We start from the raw sequence: 17590 nt of genomic DNA on the forward strand, positions 1-17590 counted from the left end.
CAGCCGGTCATTGAAACCCGTCGCTCGTGCCCGCATCTATCCCGGTATTATTCGGTTTCATACGAGGTTCCGTCATGTCCCACAATCCGCTGCTCGAATCGCATACCTTGCCGCCCTTCGGTGAGATTCAGCCCGATCATGTGGTTCCGGCAGTCGAGCAGCTCCTCGACGAGAACCGTAGCGCCATCGATCGCCTGGCCGAGCAGGCCAATTGCGAGACGCCGACCTGGCAGAGCCTGGCCGCGCCCATCGAGGAACTCAACGACCGACTGTCGCAGGCCTGGTCGCCGGTATCGCACTTGAACGGCACCATGAACAGCCCGGCGCTGCGCGACGCCTACCAGGCGTGTCTCGGCAAGCTTTCCGAATACGCCACCTGGCTGGGTCAGCACGAGGGGCTGTTCCGTGCCTACCGGGCGCTCAAGGACTCGCCGGCCTACGCCGAGCTGAACCCGGCGCAGCAGCGCTCAATCGACAATACCCTGCGCGACTTCCGGCTCGCCGGCGTCGATCTGGCGGCCGACGACAAGCATCGCTACGGCGAGATCCAGGCCCGGCTCTCCGAGCTGACCAATACCTTCTCCAATCACGTGCTCGACGCCACTCAGGCGTGGCACAAGGACATCGCCGACGCCGAGGCGCTCGACGGCCTGCCCCAGAGCGCGCTGGACACGCTCGAGGCCAACGCCGAAGCCAAGCAGCTCGACGGCTATCGCATCACCCTGGATTTCCCCAGCTTCTTCCCGGTGATGAGCTACGCCCACGACCGGGCGCTGCGCAAGGAGGTCTACACCGCCTTCGTCACCCGCGCCTCGGAGCTCGGCCCCAACGCCGGTGAATACGACAACGCGCCGCTGATCGAGGAGATCCTCGCGCTGCGCCAGGAACTCGCCCGGCTGCTCGGCTTTGCCACCTACGCCGACTACTCGCTGGCGACCAAAATGGCCGAGTCCCCCGCCCAGGTGCTCGAGTTCCTCGCGGATCTGGCCAAGCGCGCCCACCCCCAGGCGCAGGAAGAGTTCAACGAACTCGAGGCCTTCGCCAAGGAGACCCTCGGCCTCGAGGATTTGCAGCCCTGGGATGTCGGCTACGCCAGCGAAAAGCTGCGCGAGGCCCGCTACGCCATCTCCCAGGAGCAGCTGCGCCCCTACTTTCCCGCGCCGCAGGTGATCGATGGGCTGTTCCGGGTCACCGAGCGGCTCTATGGCGTGCGCTTCCAAGAGGACGCAGAGGCCCCGCGTTATCACCCCGACGTGCGTTACTACTCGATTCGCGAAGGCGACACGCCGATCGCCGGCTTCTATCTCGACCTGTACGCCCGCGAGGGCAAGCGCGGCGGGGCCTGGATGGACGAGTGCCGGGTCCGCCGCGAGCGCCAGGACGGCAGCCTGCAGTTGCCGGTCGCCTATCTGACCTGCAATTTCACCCGCCCGGTGGGCGGCAAGCCGGCGTTGCTCACTCACGACGAGGTGACCACGCTGTTCCACGAGTTCGGCCACGGTCTGCATCACATGCTGACCCGCCAGACCGTCGCCGATATATCCGGGATCAACGGCGTGGCCTGGGACGCCGTGGAGCTGCCCAGCCAGTTCATGGAGAACTTCTGCTGGGAGCGCGAGGGCCTGGACATGATCGCCGCCCACGTCGACACCGGCGAGCGCCTGCCCGATGAACTGCTCGCCAGGCTGCAGGCGGCCAAGAACTTCCAGTCGGCGATGGGCATGCTGCGCCAGATCGAGTTCTCGCTGTTCGACTTCCGCCTTCATCACGAGCTCGAGGCACCCAGCGCCGACGACGTCCAGCACCTGCTCGATGCGGTGCGCGACCAGTACTCGGTAGTGCCGCGGGCCGACTTCAACCGCTTCCAGAACAGCTTCGGGCATATCTTCGCCGGCGGCTATGCGGCGGGCTACTACAGCTACAAGTGGGCGGAAGTGCTCTCCGCCGACGCTTACGGCGCCTTCGAGGAGGCCGGGGTGTTCGACGGCGAAACCGGGATGCGCTTTCGCCGCGAGGTCCTCGAGCAGGGCGGCTCGCGCGACGCCGCCGAGCTGTTCAAGGCGTTCCGCGGCCGCGAGCCCAGCGTCGAGCCGCTGCTTCGCCACAGCGGCATCCGCGCCGCCTGACAGGAGAAAGCATGTCGACACCCAAACGCTTCATCGCCGGCGCCATCTGTCCGCGCTGTGCGGCCATGGACAAGCTGCGCACCTGGGAAGCCAACGGCATCCGCTACCGCGACTGCGTGGCCTGTGATTTCTTCGAGCAGTTGCCGATCGAGGAGCAGGACGCCCCGGAGCTCGCCACCCGGGTCAACCAGGCACGCGACGACGAGCGGCGCAACAGCGTGCAGCCGGTACGCATCCTCGACCCCAAGGGCGGCTCCAAGGGCTAGCCCGGGCGCTGATCACCGGGGCACGCCAAGGCCCGCTTCAGGTTATACGCCGGTTTCGGTGGGCAGTGTGCCCTCGCAGGCCGTGTTTCGACACAACCTGCGGAACCCGGGAGCGCATTCGCTCCGGCTAGGGATTCTGGTCGCTTGGCTGTGGCAGCGCCGGTAGCGACCTGTCGAGCAACTCGACGCTCTGGCGGTAATACAGCTGGCTCTTGTTGTGCTCGCCGAGATTGGCGAACAGCCGCGCCAGCTCGGCGCACACCACGCCGCTGGGGCGCTGGCGCTGACTGGCCTCGAAGTACTCCTGCGCCTTGCCCCAATAGGCGTTGCGCAACGACAGGCGGCCCAGGGTCAGCAGCAGGTCGGGGTCGTTGGGACGCTCCTGCAGCCACTTCTCGGCATAGGCCAGCTGCCGGCCGGCATCGACATTGAGCAGCCCATAGCGCAGTACCAGACGATTGTCCCAGCGCTCCTTGAGAGTCTGACGCAGCAATCGTTCGGCCAGCCCCTCCTCCTTGCCGCGCACCAGCGCCTCGGTATACAGAGCGACCAGCTCGACCTCGTTGCGCAGGTGGTCAGGCATGTCCGCCCACAGGTTGCGCACCCGCTCCAGATCGCCGGGCGGTCGCGCCGCCTGCAGGATCAACTCGCGGTAGGCGCGCTGCTCGAGTTCGCGGCGCTCGTCGTCGCCGACCAGCTGCTGGCGAGCCAGTCGCGGCATCAGGCGGCGCAGCCCCTCCCAATCGTTGACGCTGAGATACGCCTGCTTGAGCAGCTTGAGCACCTGGGGGTGCTCGGGCAGTTGCTTCTCGAGGCGCGTCAGTGTCGCCAGCGCCTCCTCGAACTGCTGACGGTCGAGCATCAACTGCGCCTGCACCAGGCCGACCGCGGTCTCGGCGCCCTCGGTGCTGAAGTGGGCCCGCTTGAGCAGGCTATCGGCCTGTTCGTAGCGCCCCTGGTAATGCGCCGCCAGCGCCGCCGACAGGTAGTTGACCAGCGGCGTGCTGGAGTCGTCGGCCGCCTTGGTCAACGATTTCTCGGCACGCTTCCAGCGACCCTCGGCGAGCGCCACCAGGCCGCGCACGGTGCGCCGCATGGCGTTGCGGTTACGAGTGCGACTGTTCCAGACCTTGAGCCGGCTGACCGGGCGGCGCAGCCGCGTCAGCAACCGCAACAGGAAGTGCAGGACCAGGAACGCGGCCAGCAGCAGGATCAGCCCGAACCAGAAGGAGGTCTGAAAGGAGGTGTCGCCGACCCGGACCAACCAGTAACCGGGCAGCGACTTCATCAACTGGCCGAACAGCGCGCCGACGGCCAGGCCGAAGACGACGATCAGGACGAATTTTCTCATGCCGCGTCGCTCCCGGCGTCATGGCGACGCTCCATGAAATCGCGCAGTTTCTGAAGCGACGCGCTGATATCCGGCAGTTCGGGGCGCACGTCCTTGACGGCCAGCGTGGCCAGTCGCTCGAGCAAATTGGCGACACCCTGATTGCCGGTATCGTAGTAGCGCTCGATCAGCGTACGCGCCTTTTCGAGGCTCGCCTGGTAGAGCTGGGCGTCGCTCTGCAACAGCGCCAGCTGGGCCTGCTCGAGCTGCAGACGCACGTTCTGGCGCAGGTAGGATTCCTGTTCCGGGGTCATCAGCGCCTCGAGCGCCTGGTCATTCTTGCGCACCACCACCAGGTCCTTGAGCTCCTGACCGAAGCGCGACAACTGCTGCTGCCAGCTGCCCTTCACCGGCGAGGTATCGCCGGCCTCGGCGGCCTGCTGCTGAATGTCCTGCTCCAGCGGCAACTTGGCAAGCTGCTCCTGCTGGGCCATCAGCTCCAGATAAAGCCCGGTGCGGTCGACCTGAGCGACCGATTCGAGCGCGGCGATCTCCGACTGAGTGGCGCGCCGCACCGGCGTCAGCGCTGGATTGTCGATCTGTGCCAGACGCTGGTCGGCAGTCTTGAGCAGCGACGTCGAGCCCTTGACGTCGCGCTCGAGCTGCAGGCGCTGATTGGCCAGCCGCAACAGGTACTCGACCTCGGCGAGGCGCCATTCGCTGGTGTCGGTCTGCTGCTTGCTGGCGAGCTGCTTGAGCACCTTGTCGAGGGTGGCGTTCAGCTCCTCACGGTACTGCTGGAAGTCGTCGCGCAGCGTCTGCATCGCCTGCTGACGTTGCTGGTCGCCATCGCCGAGCTGCGACTTGAGCTGGGAAATCGCCTGGGCGTTGCTCTCGGCCTGTGCCAGACGTTGCTGCTGGGTCTGAAATTTCTGCCAGCCCCACCAGCCGCCCAGCAGCACGACCAGCGCCAGCACGATCACCAGCGCCAGCGCGATGCCTCCGGCCTTGCCGCCCCTCTTGGACGTGTCGGCGGGTGGCTTGCCGCCAGAGCCGCTGCCGCCGGCCGGCGTGGCGGTCGCGCTCGTCGCGGCGGGCTTGTCGTCAGATGGCATGGTCGACTTGCCTTCACCGGCCTTCGACTTGCCTTCACCGGCCTTCGACTTGCCTTCGCCGGCCTTCGACGTGGCGGTGGGGCGCTCGCCATCCGACGGTGCCGAAGCGCTCCGGTCGGGGGTCGCGTCGGCATTTTCCGCCGCTTCGGCGGCCGGGCGTTTTGATGCCTCGTCCGAGTTGTCCTTGCCCGCGCCTGAAAACGCACGCTGTCCATCCTGATCGTGCTCTTGCTTACTCATCTGTCGCTAGCCCTTTTCATCAAGATCGTCATGATCGGCGCCATCCAGGTCGCAGGCCTCGGCCACCGCGGTCGCCAGCGCGGTCGGGGAGGCGCCTCGCGCCACCCTGGGGCGCAGAAAGCCCAGCGTGTCGGCCAGTGTAGCCAAACGCCGACTGGAAACGATTAGCGGTTGGTTCAACGCATCCGCACCACACCATCCTGCCAGATGTTCGAGCAGTTCGCCGCTGGTGACCACCAGCGCGGCGTAATCGCCGCTGGCCAGCAGCCGCTTGCCCGCTTCTTCCGGGGCACGCAACAGGCGCCGGTAGAGCGCCAGTCGGGTCAGCCGCGCGCCGCGTCGGGTCAATTCGTCGGCGAGCCATGGGCGACCACCCTCGCCGGCCGCCAGCAGCACTCGCCGAGAACTCAGGCGCTGCAGCGAGGGCAGCGCCAGCAGCGCTTCGCTGGTACTGCCCTGCTCGCTGGACGGCAGGTGCACGCGAACGTCCAGTTGCTCGTTGAGGACCTGGGCAGTGCCCGCACCCAGCGCATAGAAGCGCGGCCCCAGCGGCAGTTGCGGCCAGTAGCGGTCGAGCCCCTCGGCCAGGCACCGGGCGGCGAAGGGGCTGGCCACCACCACCCGCTGGAAATTGTCGAAGTCGAGCCAGGCCTGACGCATCGCCGGCGTCTCGGCGAGCGCCTCCAGACGCATCACGTCGAGCGTTGCGACCTCGACGCCGCGCACCGCCAGCGCCCGGCACAACACCCCGGCGCGCTCGCCGGGGCGGCTGATCAGCACCCGTGGGCGCATCAATCCTCGCCGTAGACCTGGGCGAGAATTTCGCCGGCGCCCTGATCGAGCAATTCCTCGGCGACTCGCACGCCGAGGGTCTCGGGCTCGTTGACCGAACCGCGGCCCTCGGCGCGCAGCACTCGCGAGCCGTCGGGCATGCCCACCAGGGCACGCAGCCACAGCGTACGCCCGCCCTCCTCGAGGATCGCGTGACCGCCGATGGGGACCTGGCAGCCACCTTCGAGGCGGGTGTTCATGGCGCGTTCGGCGCGCACCCGGGTGGCGGTCTCGGCGTGATCGAGCGGCGCCAGCAGGGCCAGCAGCTCGGGATCGTCGGTACGGCATTCGATGCCCAGCGCGCCCTGGCCGCAGGCCGGCAGGCTGACTTCGGGAGGCAGTTCGTAGGTGATGCGCGCATCCAGCCCCAGCCGGCGCAGCCCGGAAGTGGCGAGGATGATCGCGTCGAAGTCGCCGGCATCGAGCTTGCCCAGCCGGGTCTGGACGTTGCCGCGCAGGCTGAGCACCTCGAGATCGGGGCGCGCTTCGCTGATCTGCAGGCCGCGGCGCAGGCTCGAGGTGCCCACCCGGGCGCCCTCGGGCAACTGCTCGGGAGTCGCATAGCGGTTCGACACGAACGCATCGGTGGGCGCGGCGCCCTCGAGGATCACCGACAGGCCGAGCCCCTCGGGGAAGTGCATCGGCACGTCCTTCATCGAGTGCACGGCGATATCGGCACGTCCGTCGAGCATGGCGTCCTCGAGCTCCTTGACGAACAGCCCCTTGCCGCCGACCTTGGCCAGCGGCGTATCGAGGATCTTGTCGCCCTTGGTGGCCATCGCCACCAGTTCCACGTTCAGCCCCGTGTGCAAGGCCATCAGCCGGTCGCGTACGTGTTCGGCCTGCCACATGGCCAGGCGGCTCTTGCGGGTGGCGATTCGCAGGGTCGTCATAGTCGGTACTGGGCTCTCCCGGCACGGCCCCGGCAAGGGCTCGGTGAAATAGGTTCGATGTTCGGCTCAGCGCTCGCAGACCGAGCAAGAGTGGCGAATCGATCGCCAGCGTATACGGCACACATGGCGTCATCATAAAGCAGTCGCCAGACAAGGAAAAATCGCCCGCCCGACGGGCCGCGGGCGGACCGCCCGCTCGCCTGATACGCTGACTCTGGTACACTCGGGGCACAACGTTCTCGTGACCATGCAGGATCCGCAACCCCGATGAGCCAGCATACCAACCAGTCCTGGGGTGGCCGCTTCAGCGAACCCACCGATGCCTTCGTCGAGCAGTTCACCGCCTCGGTGAATTTCGATCGTCGCCTCTATCACCACGACATCCGCGGGTCGATCGCCCATGCCACCATGCTGGCCCGCGTCGACGTACTGACGCTGGATGAGCGCGACGCGATCATCCAGGGGCTCAGCGAGGTCGAGCGCGAGATCGAGACCGGCGAGTTTCCCTGGTCGGTGGCACTCGAAGACGTACACATGAACATCGAGGCCCGCCTTACCGAAAAGATCGGCATCACCGGCAAGAAACTGCACACCGGGCGCTCGCGCAACGATCAGGTGGCCACCGACATCCGCCTCTACCTGCGCGACGAGATCGACGCCATCGACGCCGAGATTGCACGCCTGCGCCGCGCCCTGATCGAGCTGGCCGACGCCGAGGCCGAGACCATCATGCCCGGTTTCACGCACCTGCAGACCGCCCAGCCGGTGACCTTCGGCCATCACCTGCTGGCCTGGCAGGAGATGGTCGCTCGCGATCATCAGCGGCTGCGCGACTGCCGCAAGCGCGTCAACGTTATGCCGCTCGGCGCCGCGGCGCTGGCCGGCACCACCTATCCCATCGACCGCCACGTCAGCGCCGAGCTGCTGGGCTTCGAGCGCCCCGCCGAGAATTCGCTCGACGCGGTCAGCGATCGCGACTTCGCCATCGAGTTCACCGCCTTCGCCAGCCTGCTGCTGATGCATCTATCGCGCATGAGCGAGGAACTGGTGCTGTGGACCAGCGCGCAGTTCGCCTTCATCGAGCTGCCCGATCGCTTCTGCACCGGCTCATCGATCATGCCGCAGAAGAAGAACCCCGACGTGCCCGAGCTGGTGCGCGGCAAGACCGGCCGCGTCTACGGCCACCTGATGAGCCTTTTGACGCTGATGAAGTCGCAGCCGCTGGCCTACAACAAGGACAATCAGGAGGACAAGGAGCCGCTGTTCGACACTCTCGACACGGTCAAGGGCTGCCTGCGCGCCTTCGCCGACATGATCCCGTCGATCGAGGCCAAGGCCGACAACATGTTTGATGCGGCACGCCGCGGCTTCTCCACCGCCACCGACCTGGCCGACTACCTGGTGCGCAAGGGCGTGGCCTTTCGCGACGCTCACGAGATCGTCGGCCAGTCGGTCGCCTATGGGCTCGAGCAGGGCAAGGATCTCTCCGAGATGTCGCTCGACGAGCTCAAGCGCTTCTCGACGAGCATCGAGGACGACGTCTTCGCGGTGCTGACCCTCGAGGGCTCGGTGGCCGCGCGCAACCATATCGGCGCCACCGCGCCCGATCAGGTCCGCGCCGCCGCCCAGCGCGCCCGCGATGCCCTCGCCGCGCTGGGGGAAGGCCGATGAGCGCATTTCGCATCGCCGCACTCGCCATCGCGCTGACCACGCTCGCCCTGCTCAGCGGCTGCGGCCAGAAAGGCCCGCTGTACATGCCCGGCGACGAGCAGGCCGCCGAGCAGTACGACCCGACCGACGTCTATCCGGCGCAGCCGCCCCAGACGGAAGGAGATGCGGACAGCGCCGACGATGGCCCCACCACGAACGGCAACGCCGCCCCAAGCGAGGCCGGAGAGTAAGCATGGATCATTTCGATTACCGCGACGGCGTACTGTATGGCGAGGACATACCGCTGACCCAGGTCGCCGAGCGCTTCGGCACGCCTTGCTACGTGTATTCCCGGGCTACTCTCGAGCGCCATTACCGCGCCTACAGCGAAGCGCTGTCCGGCCACCCGCACCTGATCTGCTACGCGGTCAAGGCCAACTCCAACCTGGCGGTGCTCAATCTGCTGGCGCGCCTCGGCGCCGGTTTCGACATCGTCTCGGTGGGTGAACTCGAACGCGTGCTGGCCGCCGGCGGCGATCCCGCCAAGGTGGTGTTCTCGGGAGTCGCCAAGCAGCGCCACGAGATGGCCCGGGCGCTGGAAGTGGGCATCAAGTGCTTCAATGTCGAATCGTTGGCCGAGCTCGAGCGCCTTGACCAGGTGGCCGGCGAATGCCGCGAGACCGCACGGGTCTCGCTGCGCGTCAACCCCGACGTCGACGCGCGCACCCATCCGTACATCTCCACCGGGCTCAAGGCCAACAAGTTCGGCATTCCCGTCGACCAGGCCTTCGACATCTATGCCCGGGCCGCCGAGTTCGCGCACCTCGAGGTGGTCGGCATCGACTGTCATATCGGCTCGCAGCTCACCGAGCTCGCGCCGTTCATCGCGGCGCTGGACCGCCTGCTGCTGCTGCTCGACCGGCTTGCCGAGCGCGGCATCCATGTCGAGCACCTGGATCTCGGCGGCGGACTCGGCGTGCCCTATCACGGCGAGACCCCGCCGGCGCCTTACGACTATGCCCGCGCGCTGCTTGAACGGCTCGCCCAGTGGGACAGCCAGCGCAAGCTGACCCTGCTGTTCGAACCCGGCCGCTCAATCGCCGCCAACGCCGGGGTACTGCTGACCCGCGTGGAGTACTTAAAACCCGGCGAGGAGAAGAACTTCGCGGTGATCGACGCCGGAATGAACGATTTGATCCGCCCGTCGCTGTACCAGGCCTGGCAAATGATTCTGCCGGTGGATACGCGCAAGCCGCGCGACTCGGCGCGCTACGACGTGGTCGGCCCGGTCTGCGAGACCGGCGACTTCCTGGGCAAGGATCGCGACCTGGCGATCGCCGCCGGCGACCTGCTGGCGGTGCGCTCGGCCGGCGCCTACGGTTTCGTCATGGCCTCGAACTACAACAGCCGCCCGCGGCCCGCAGAGGTGATGATCGATGGCGAGCGCCTGCACCTGGTGCGCCAGCGCGAGAGCGTCGAGTCGCTGTGGGCGGGCGAGGCGCTGTTGCCGCCCACTGCCGTGGAGAGCCGTTGATGCGGGTGCATTTCACCAAGATGCATGGGCTGGGCAATGACTTCATGGTGGTCGATCTGGTTACCCAACGCGTGCATTTCGAGCCCGAGCAGATACGCCGCCTGGCCGATCGCCATTTCGGCATCGGCTTCGATCAGCTGCTGCTGGTCGAGCCGCCGCGCGACCCGGAGCTGGACTTTCGCTATCGCATCTACAACGCCGATGGCGGCGAAGTCGAGAACTGCGGCAACGGCGCGCGCTGTTTCGCGCGCTTCGTGCGCGACCAGCAGCTGACCCACAAGCGCGAGATTCGCGTCGAGACCCTGGGCGGGCCACTGACCCTGCGCGTGGACGACGACGAGCGCGTCCGCGTCGACATGGGCACGCCACGCTTCGACCCGGCGGCGGTGCCGTTCGAGGCCGAGACCGATCTGGCCCGCCATGTCCTGGAGGTCGACGGCGAACGGCTCGAGATCGGCGTGGTGTCGATGGGCAACCCGCATGCGGTGCTGCGGGTCGACGATCTCGACGCCACCCCGGTGGCCCGGCTGGGGCCGGCCATCGAGCGCCACCCGCGCTTCCCCCGCCAGGTCAACGCCGGCTTCATGCAGGTCGTGTCGCGCCACGAGATCCGCCTGCGGGTCTTCGAGCGCGGCGCCGGCGAGACGCTGGCCTGCGGTACCGGCGCCTGCGCCGCGGTGGCCAGCGGGATTCGTCAGGGGCTGCTCGACAGTCCGGTCGACGTTCACCTGCGCGGCGGTCAGCTGACCATCGAATGGCCGGGTGGCGACGCCGCGCTAATCATGACCGGCCCCGCCGAGCGGGTCTTCGATGGCCGTGTGCAACTATGCTGAGCCGCCAAGCTGTATCATCGAGCTGAAATCAGCGAGCGAACGACAAGAGGACGCCATGCCCCCTGCGAAAGCGCCCGAATCCCGCCAGACGCTCGACCCCGAACGAGTCGCCCGCTGGCTGGCCCGCCATCCCGATTTCTTCATCGGCCGCGAGGGCCTGCTGCAACAGCTCAAGGTGCCGCACCCCGAGTCGCACGGCGCCATTTCGCTGCTCGAGCGACTGGTGATCGACCTGCGCGAACGTGCCGAAGGCGCCGAATGGCGGCTCGAGCAGCTGCTCGAATCGGCGCGCTACAACGAGTCGCAGTATCGCCGCACTCGCGAATTGGTGCTGGCACTGCTCGAGGCCGAGGACAGCGACGCGCTCGGCGAGGCGCTGGCCACTCAGCTCGCCGAGCGCTTCCAGACCCAGGCGGTGGCGCTGTGGTGCGCCCCGGAGCTCACCGATATCGAGCCGCAGCCGCCGCAACCGCCCCGCTTCGTGCTCGACGAGAACAGCGGCACCCGCCTGGGCGCGCTGCTCGATGGCCGCGCCAGCCGTTGCCGGCGACTGTCGCGCAAGGACTGGCAACGCCTGCTGCCGCACAGCGAACCGCCCAAGCAGGCCGGCTCCTGTGCGCTGACTCGGCTGACCCTGGGCGAGCCGATAGGCTACCTGATCCTCGCCAGCCACGACGGCGACTACTTCCGCGCCAGCCTTGACACGCTGTTCACCGAATACCTCGGCGAAGTCGTCGCCCGCCTGATGATGCGCCATGCCGGACGCCTGTGAGGGCCTGACGGCCGAGATCGAGGCCTTCCTCGCCGGGCTCGCGCAGCACGCCAGCCCGGCGACCGTCGACGCCTATCGCCGCGATACCGCCGCGCTGCTGCGCTTTGCCCGCGCCCGGGAACTCGCCGGTTGGGCCGCGCTCGATGTCGCCGAGGTGCGCCGCTTCCTGGGCGGCGAACGCAGCCGCGGGCTGGCCGCGCGCAGCTTGGCGCGCCGCCGCGCGGCGCTGTCGAGCTTCGCCGAGCATCTGGTCCAGCGCGGCGTGCTCGCGCACAACCCGGTGCGCCTGGCGCCCTCGCCGCGCACGCCCCGGCACCTGCCGCGTCCCGTCGACGTCGATCAGCTGGCGCGCTTCCTGGACACGCCCCATGACGGCTCGCCGCTGGCGCTACGCGATCAGGCGATGTGCGAATTGTTGTACTCCTGCGGGCTGCGCCTGGCCGAGCTCGCCGCGCTGGACCTGGCGCACCTCGACGGCCAGCGCGTGCGGGTCGTCGGCAAGGGTGGCAAGCCGCGCCAGCTGCCCGTCGGCCGGCGCGCTCGTCAGGCGCTCGATAGCTGGCTGACGGCGCGCCACAGCCTAGCCGGTAACGACGAGCCGGCGCTGTTCGTCGCAAGCCGCGGCACGCGACTCGGCCACCGCGCCATTCAGCAACGCCTGGCCCGGCTCGCCATTGAGCGCGGCCTGCCCGAACATCTTCACCCGCACCGCCTGCGTCACTCCTTCGCCAGCCATCTGCTGGAGTCCAGCCAGGACCTGCGCGCCGTACAGGAACTGCTCGGCCATGCCCATCTGTCGACCACCCAGGTCTATACCCACCTGGATTGGCAACAGCTGGCCGGGGTCTACGATGCCGCCCATCCGCGTGCGCGACGCCGCGATTGAACGAACGTCGCCCCTCGCCGCCAGCGTATGTACCGCTTGGGTAGCAACCGTCCATGGACGGCCGCTCGATGATGCCAAAAGAGGGTCCGCAAACAAGCGTTGATCCATGCTACGAAACCATCACCGCCAATGGAGCCGCATGAGCGTACCGTTGCGGATAAGTTAGGGTTGAATCATCAAGCCGCGCTGGCCCATTGGCACCCTCAATCCAGACCGGCGAAGCTCACGATTGCTTGTTGCTTTTTTTTACACGCGCGGGTTTGCCTAAACTGCATGGCATGGCTAGCGTGAAAGGTGTCACACGGAAATGTGGCATCCAAAAGTGAAGTGACGCGAAACGTCTTCCAAGCAAGACGCGCTCACATACACCAGAGAGAAAGGAGTATTGTCATGGCTGAACATCGTGGCGGTTCTGGTAACTTCGCAGAAGATCCCAAGCGTGCATCCGAGGCTGGCCAGAAAGGTGGCGAGCATAGCGGAGGGAATTTCGCCAACGACCCCCAAAAGGCTTCCGAAGCCGGCCATAAAGGCGGCCAGCATAGTGAGGGAAATTTCGCCAATGATCCGGAAAAGGCTTCCGAAGCGGGCAAGAAAGGCGGCCAGCATAGTGGCGGCAACTTCGCCAATGATCCGGAAAAGGCTTCCGAAGCCGGTCAGAAAGGCGGGAAACACAGCGGTGGCAACTTCGCCAATGACCGCGAGAAAGCCTCGGAGGCTGGTCAGAAGGGTGGCCGCAACAGCTAATTAACTAGTTCTGCCCATCCGACATGGAAAAGCACACAGGGATGTGCGAAGCACAGGGATGTGCCAAGAGTCATCAATGAGGTTCAAGGAGAGGAGTATAGTGATGGCCAACCCAGTTAAAGATAAGAACTATAACTTGATTAGCTCCATCTATCATCTCGCCCAAGGTTCGGAAAATTGCAAGCAATATGCCAGCGATTCCCAGCGCGACAATGATGATGAAACCACCAAGCTTTTCGAAGAATTGCAACGCTTTTATTCGGAGCATGGCGAAAAGGCCGCCAAGATTCTGAAAAACCGCCTGTGAGTGAGCAGACTCATGGAGTGTGATAAGGATCGGCTTCTGCCGATCCTTTTTGATTTACGAGCATGCAGCAGTCGATCCGACAAGCAGCGGCCCGGCAGGTCGCCGGGCCGCTGGTTCGAATGATAGCTACGCGCCTGACGTCGTCGCTCAGCGCTTTGCCGTAGCACTCGAGTCTTCGTCGCGTTGCAGGTACTGCCGTAGCGTCTTGGGCATGTGTTCATCCAACCAGGCGGCCATGGCCAGCTCCTCTTCGAGGATTTCTTCGCAGACCCGCTTGGTTTCCATATCGCCGGCTTCCTCCGCCGTGGCAATCAGCACCTTATACGAGGAAATCTCCAGTTGCTCGAAGGTATAACTGGCGATACAGCCCTTGACGATCTCGTCGCCGCTGAACATGCCGCCAACTGCCTGTCCCATCGCCGACATTCTTCCGGTAGCGTCTTTCAAGGAAGACGAGCTTTCATCATAACGCGCGATACCCCCCTGTGTGTCAACCTCACTCTCTACGTGGTACTGGACCTGTAAAGCCGCTTCATCGTGGCCTGGATGGTCTCCCACAAGGAGAATGCCGCCTTGGCTCAGCAGCTCTTCCAGGAGGCCGTGGATCGCTACGGAATCCCGCAGGGAGCGCTGACGCTCCACCAGGATCGAGGCTCGCCGATGATCGCCCGCAGCTACCTGGACCTCATGGGAGAGCTGGGGGTGACGTGTAGCCATAGCCGCCCGCGGGTGAGTAATGACAACCCGTTCAGCGAAAGCCAGTTCAAGACCAGCAAGTACCAGCCCGACTATCCCGGGCGCTTCGAGAGCATCGTCCATGCCCGGCAGTGGTACCGCGCCTATGTCGACTGGTACAACCTGCAGCACCCTCACAGCGGGCGGGCTGGCTTCACCCCGGAGCAGGTCTTCACCGGCCGATATCGCGAGATTGCGGAGGTCCGTCAGCGAGCGCTCGATGACAGCTTCGAGGCGCACCCCGAGCGATTCCTACGCGGACGCCCCAAGGTGGCGATGCCACCGGCCAGTGTCTCGATCAATCCGGTACAGCCCGATGACGACGACCCGGCCCCCTACAGCGTGGTGAACTTCCCGACACTGGCGGCGGCAAGCGGCAGCGCGACGAAATCGACACTAATTTTTAACGATCTGTCCGAATCAGGTTGACAGGTTCCGCCATGAATGACGCAACCTATTTGTGTGCCATCCACATATTATCAATGTAGATGATAAATACGCCTGAAAAAACCATGGCCATATATCTTTTTTATTAAAATTAATATTAATCAATAAACCACACTCAACAACACAGGCAGGGCAGCCCACAAAGGGGCAGGATGCGGGTTTTCACCGGCCTGAGGCCAATGTCGATAACGAGAAGTCTCCAGCCTCACGGGAGACACCGGGGCATAACAGCTCTAGCGCCAAGACGCCAGTCCCAGGGGCTCAGGGGAGCGAGCAAACGGAACGCAAGCGTCGTATCGACGATGCTTCGAAAGAGGCCGACTCGCCGCGGCGCGATGAATGACGCTCTTGTTTCGATACTGGAGCGGTGCCTGATTCTTTGATCGATAGGGAAGGCAGAGCGCCTACAGAAACAATTGACACGCTGGCATCATGCGGTCGCTGCTGTCTGGATCTGCGCGTCGGTGACACCTAGCGGCTGACTGGACGATCTTGCTCAGCCCAGATAGGCGGCGACCGTGTCGAAAGCGGCTCGCTGGGTGCGTGCCTCGTCAGCCCAGAACTGCAGCACTTCCGGATCGAACTGCAGGCTCTGCGCAGCTACCGGTCGAACGAGGGAGGGGGAAAGAGTCATGGAAGTACTCCTGGTTGGTTGAAACTTCCAATGTAATACATTTTCTGCTGCAAAGCAGCATGTTCGACTAATGGCTTTTTATTAAAGAATTTACTGAATTAATGGCTCAATGCGATACCCCGAAGACACTTTTCAGATAGTTGACGTAGTTGTAGTCGCGGGACGTCGCCTTGCCCGGCTCGTCGGAAATCTTGGCGACCGGACGAGCGTTGCATGACATCATCTTGATCACGATATTCAGCGGCCTGACCCCCGGCACGTCGCAGGTCAGACTGGTGCCGATGCCGAAACTGGTCTTGATCCGGCCCTGCAGCGCCATCTTGATCTCCATGGCCTTGTCGAACGTCAGGGCATCGCTGAAGATCAGCGTCTTGGTCCCGGGGTCGACTCCCAGCTTTTCGTAATGGCGGATGCACTTTTCGGCAAATACCAGGGGGTCGCCGCTATCGTGACGCAACCCATCGAACAGCTTGGCAAAATACAGATCGAAATCGTTGAGAAAGGCATCGAGGGTGATGGTATCGGTCAAGGCGACGCCCAGATAACCCCGGTATTCCTGGACCCAAGCCTCCAATGCAGCCCGCTGGCTGTCGATCAGCCGACTGCCCAGCTGCTGGTGGGCCATGACCCATTCGTGGGCCATGGTGCCCATCGGCGCAAGGCCATGGCGACGCGCGATGTCGACGTTGCTGGTGCCCACGAAATTGCCCGGAAAATGTGTGCTCAGCGCCTCGATGATCACCTCCTGGACCGGCTGCGATAGTCGCCGACGGGTGCCGAAATCCGCCAGGTTGAATCCCTTGAGCTCGTCCGGCGAGTAGCGACGATTCAGCGTATCGAGTTTGGCGTGTAACTGCGTCAGCGCCTGGTCGACGGTCGCCTCGGGATACAGGGCGCGATTGCGGATTTCGCTGACGATCGCCAGGATGACGATTTCGTAGAGAATGCTGTGAGACCATGGCCCGTCGATGACGATGCATAGATCGTTGCCGTCCATGCCGACAACGACATAGTCCGGGTTGAAACGAAACAGCTCGAGGAAGCGGATGAAATCCGGGGTCATGTAGGCAAAGCTGCTCAGATAATGCGACTCCTCCCTGCTCAAGCTCAACATCGCCAGGTAATCGATCTGCGCCCGTATCTCGTCGACATAAGGCGCCAGGTCCTCCGCATTGCGGGAGCGGAATTCCCACGTCACGCTGGCGTTGGGGTAGTTGTGATGGACGCCCTGCATCATCGTGAGCTTGTACCAGTCGGTATCCAGCAAGGAATCGATGATGGGCCCTTGCATGCGGTAGGTATCCGTCAATGCAGCCTCCGGTGCTTTCGATAATCTGAAATTATCCTAGAGCCTAGTTGGCGGCGGCACCCTGGTAAAACGCCAATGGCGCAATGATCGCTGTCGGCTCGAATACCACCAATCTTCAAAGAAGGAGCTTGATGCCCACTAGCATGATGAGCAGGGCGAAGAGTTTCCTGAGCAGACCGGCCGGCAGCCGGTGGGCAGCGGCCACGCCGAGCCTGGCGGCCGGCACGCTGCATAGCAGCATGCCGAGAAAGGCCGGCCAGTAGAGAAAACCGGTGGCGTAGTCCGGCAGCGCCGCGTCGCGATAGCCGGTCACCACGAAGGTCACTGCGCCGAATGCCGCAATGGGAATGCCGCAGGCCGCCGAGGTGCCGATGGCTCGGGTCATGCTCGCCCCGCTGCGCAACAGCCAGGGCACGCTGAGCACGCCGCCGCCGATCCCGAACAGCGCCGAGAACGCGCCGATGACTGTGCCGGCGGTGATCGTCTGAAGCCCGCCGGCACGCTCGTTCGCTACAGTCGGCATGCGGGAAAACAGCAGGCGCAACGCCAGAAGGGTCAGGAACAGGCCGAATAGCGTCTGCAACTGAGCGGCCGGAAGCACGCTCGCCAGCAGGCCGCCCAGGATCGCGCCGGTGATCAGCCCCGGAAGCAGCCGAATCAGCAGCGGCTTGGCAACGCCCCCGCGCCGCCAATGGCCGAACGCCGACGAGGAACCGGTCACGGCAATGGTCGCCAGCGACGTACCGATGGCCATATGAGTCATGACCGAGGCATCGATGCCCTGCTTGGCGAACGCAAGGAGCAGCGCCGGGACGATCACCACACCACCGCCGATTCCGAACAGCCCCGCCGCAAAGCCGGCGACGCTCCCGATCAGGCAATAGAACAACAACGACAGCAACATGCGAACCCCCAGGGCCAGCGAAGGGAGCCAGATA

Annotated in this window: 18 protein-coding genes and 1 pseudogene; 11 read left to right on the plus strand and 8 right to left on the minus strand. The window is 65.0% G+C overall.

Going from position 1 to position 17590, the window contains the following annotated elements; translation table 11 throughout:
* The first annotated feature begins 74 nt into the window (after nucleotides 1-74).
* Nucleotides 75-2126, plus strand: coding sequence for an oligopeptidase A (gene prlC, locus HALZIN_RS0113930; RefSeq protein ID WP_031384802.1), 2052 nt, complete (start codon nucleotides 75-77; stop codon nucleotides 2124-2126).
* Between the two features lie 11 nt (nucleotides 2127-2137).
* Nucleotides 2138-2392, plus strand: a complete 255-nt coding sequence (locus HALZIN_RS0113935) for a YheV family putative zinc ribbon protein (protein WP_031384803.1) — start codon at nucleotides 2138-2140, stop codon at nucleotides 2390-2392.
* 127 nt (nucleotides 2393-2519) lie between these two features.
* Here the strand turns inward: HALZIN_RS0113935 and HALZIN_RS0113940 are convergent, their stop codons facing one another.
* From HALZIN_RS0113940 to hemC, 4 genes are read right to left on the minus strand one after another with little or no spacing between them, the layout of a single operon-like run.
* Nucleotides 2520-3743, minus strand: a complete 1224-nt coding sequence (locus HALZIN_RS0113940; protein ID WP_031384804.1) for a heme biosynthesis HemY N-terminal domain-containing protein — start codon at nucleotides 3741-3743, stop codon at nucleotides 2520-2522.
* Nucleotides 3740-5077, minus strand: a complete 1338-nt coding sequence (locus HALZIN_RS0113945) for a uroporphyrinogen-III C-methyltransferase (protein WP_084173600.1) — start codon at nucleotides 5075-5077, stop codon at nucleotides 3740-3742. The genes HALZIN_RS0113940 and HALZIN_RS0113945 overlap by 4 nt, the downstream gene beginning before the upstream one ends.
* Before the next feature lie 6 nt (nucleotides 5078-5083).
* Nucleotides 5084-5869 carry a uroporphyrinogen-III synthase gene (locus HALZIN_RS0113950; protein ID WP_031384806.1) on the minus strand — a complete coding sequence of 262 codons (786 nt, stop codon included), beginning with the start codon at nucleotides 5867-5869 and terminating at the stop codon, nucleotides 5084-5086.
* Complete coding sequence (gene hemC / locus HALZIN_RS0113955; protein ID WP_031384807.1) at nucleotides 5869-6801, minus strand: hydroxymethylbilane synthase; 933 nt, start codon at nucleotides 6799-6801, stop codon at nucleotides 5869-5871. The genes HALZIN_RS0113950 and hemC overlap by 1 nt, the downstream gene beginning before the upstream one ends.
* 267 nt (nucleotides 6802-7068) lie before the next feature.
* On the opposite strand from hemC, the gene argH reads away from it, so the two are divergent.
* The 8 genes and pseudogenes from argH to HALZIN_RS0113995 all read left to right on the plus strand — a co-directional run bounded on the left by argH (nucleotide 7069) and on the right by HALZIN_RS0113995 (nucleotide 13527).
* Complete coding sequence (argH, locus tag HALZIN_RS0113960; protein WP_031384808.1) at nucleotides 7069-8472, plus strand: argininosuccinate lyase; 1404 nt, start codon at nucleotides 7069-7071, stop codon at nucleotides 8470-8472.
* A pseudogene (gene lptM, locus HALZIN_RS18610) lies at nucleotides 8469-8585 on the plus strand (LPS translocon maturation chaperone LptM); the annotation flags it as partial. The gene argH and the pseudogene lptM, both read left to right, overlap by 4 nt.
* Before the next feature lie 119 nt (nucleotides 8586-8704).
* Nucleotides 8705-9985, plus strand: coding sequence for a diaminopimelate decarboxylase (gene lysA / locus HALZIN_RS0113970; RefSeq protein WP_031384810.1), 1281 nt, complete (start codon nucleotides 8705-8707; stop codon nucleotides 9983-9985).
* Nucleotides 9985-10818, plus strand: a complete 834-nt coding sequence (gene dapF, locus HALZIN_RS0113975) for a diaminopimelate epimerase (RefSeq protein ID WP_031384811.1) — start codon at nucleotides 9985-9987, stop codon at nucleotides 10816-10818. The genes lysA and dapF overlap by 1 nt, the downstream gene beginning before the upstream one ends.
* 55 nt (nucleotides 10819-10873) lie before the next feature.
* Nucleotides 10874-11590 carry a DUF484 family protein gene (locus tag HALZIN_RS0113980; protein ID WP_031384812.1) on the plus strand — a complete coding sequence of 239 codons (717 nt, stop codon included), beginning with the start codon at nucleotides 10874-10876 and terminating at the stop codon, nucleotides 11588-11590.
* Nucleotides 11574-12476, plus strand: a complete 903-nt coding sequence (locus tag HALZIN_RS0113985) for a tyrosine-type recombinase/integrase (RefSeq protein WP_031384813.1) — start codon at nucleotides 11574-11576, stop codon at nucleotides 12474-12476. The genes HALZIN_RS0113980 and HALZIN_RS0113985 overlap by 17 nt, the downstream gene beginning before the upstream one ends.
* A 390-nt stretch (nucleotides 12477-12866) precedes the next feature.
* A complete protein-coding gene (locus tag HALZIN_RS18750) occupies nucleotides 12867-13220 on the plus strand; it encodes a KGG domain-containing protein (RefSeq protein ID WP_084173602.1) in 354 nt (117 codons plus the stop codon).
* A 103-nt stretch (nucleotides 13221-13323) separates the two neighbouring features.
* Entirely contained in the window at nucleotides 13324-13527 is a 204-nt protein-coding gene (locus HALZIN_RS0113995) for a hypothetical protein (RefSeq protein ID WP_031384815.1), read from the plus strand.
* 147 nt (nucleotides 13528-13674) lie between these two features.
* On the opposite strand, the gene HALZIN_RS18565 is transcribed toward HALZIN_RS0113995, so the two are convergent.
* Nucleotides 13675-14169, minus strand: coding sequence for a DUF892 family protein (locus tag HALZIN_RS18565; protein WP_231664806.1), 495 nt, complete (start codon nucleotides 14167-14169; stop codon nucleotides 13675-13677).
* On the opposite strand from HALZIN_RS18565, the gene HALZIN_RS16955 reads away from it, so the two are divergent.
* The gene (locus HALZIN_RS16955; RefSeq protein WP_236254962.1) at nucleotides 14101-14691 is read left to right on the plus strand and encodes an integrase core domain-containing protein; all 591 of its coding nucleotides are present in this window, start codon (nucleotides 14101-14103) and stop codon (nucleotides 14689-14691) included. The two genes, HALZIN_RS18565 and HALZIN_RS16955, sit on opposite strands and share 69 nt — an antisense overlap.
* Nucleotides 14692-15205: 514 nt before the next feature.
* On the opposite strand, the gene HALZIN_RS18225 is transcribed toward HALZIN_RS16955, so the two are convergent.
* The 3 genes from HALZIN_RS18225 to HALZIN_RS0114020 all read right to left on the minus strand — a co-directional run bounded on the left by HALZIN_RS18225 (nucleotide 15206) and on the right by HALZIN_RS0114020 (nucleotide 17556).
* Nucleotides 15206-15343, minus strand: a complete 138-nt coding sequence (locus HALZIN_RS18225; RefSeq protein WP_201448199.1) for a hypothetical protein — start codon at nucleotides 15341-15343, stop codon at nucleotides 15206-15208.
* A gap of 106 nt (nucleotides 15344-15449) precedes the next feature.
* Entirely contained in the window at nucleotides 15450-16652 is a 1203-nt protein-coding gene (pncB, locus tag HALZIN_RS0114015) for a nicotinate phosphoribosyltransferase (RefSeq protein WP_201448200.1), read from the minus strand.
* A gap of 115 nt (nucleotides 16653-16767) precedes the next feature.
* Nucleotides 16768-17556, minus strand: coding sequence for a sulfite exporter TauE/SafE family protein (locus tag HALZIN_RS0114020; protein ID WP_031384818.1), 789 nt, complete (start codon nucleotides 17554-17556; stop codon nucleotides 16768-16770).
* Nucleotides 17557-17590 lie beyond the last annotated feature (34 nt).

The organism is Halomonas zincidurans B6 (genome assembly GCF_000731955.1).
GTDB classification, from domain to species: domain Bacteria; phylum Pseudomonadota; class Gammaproteobacteria; order Pseudomonadales; family Halomonadaceae; genus Modicisalibacter; species Modicisalibacter zincidurans.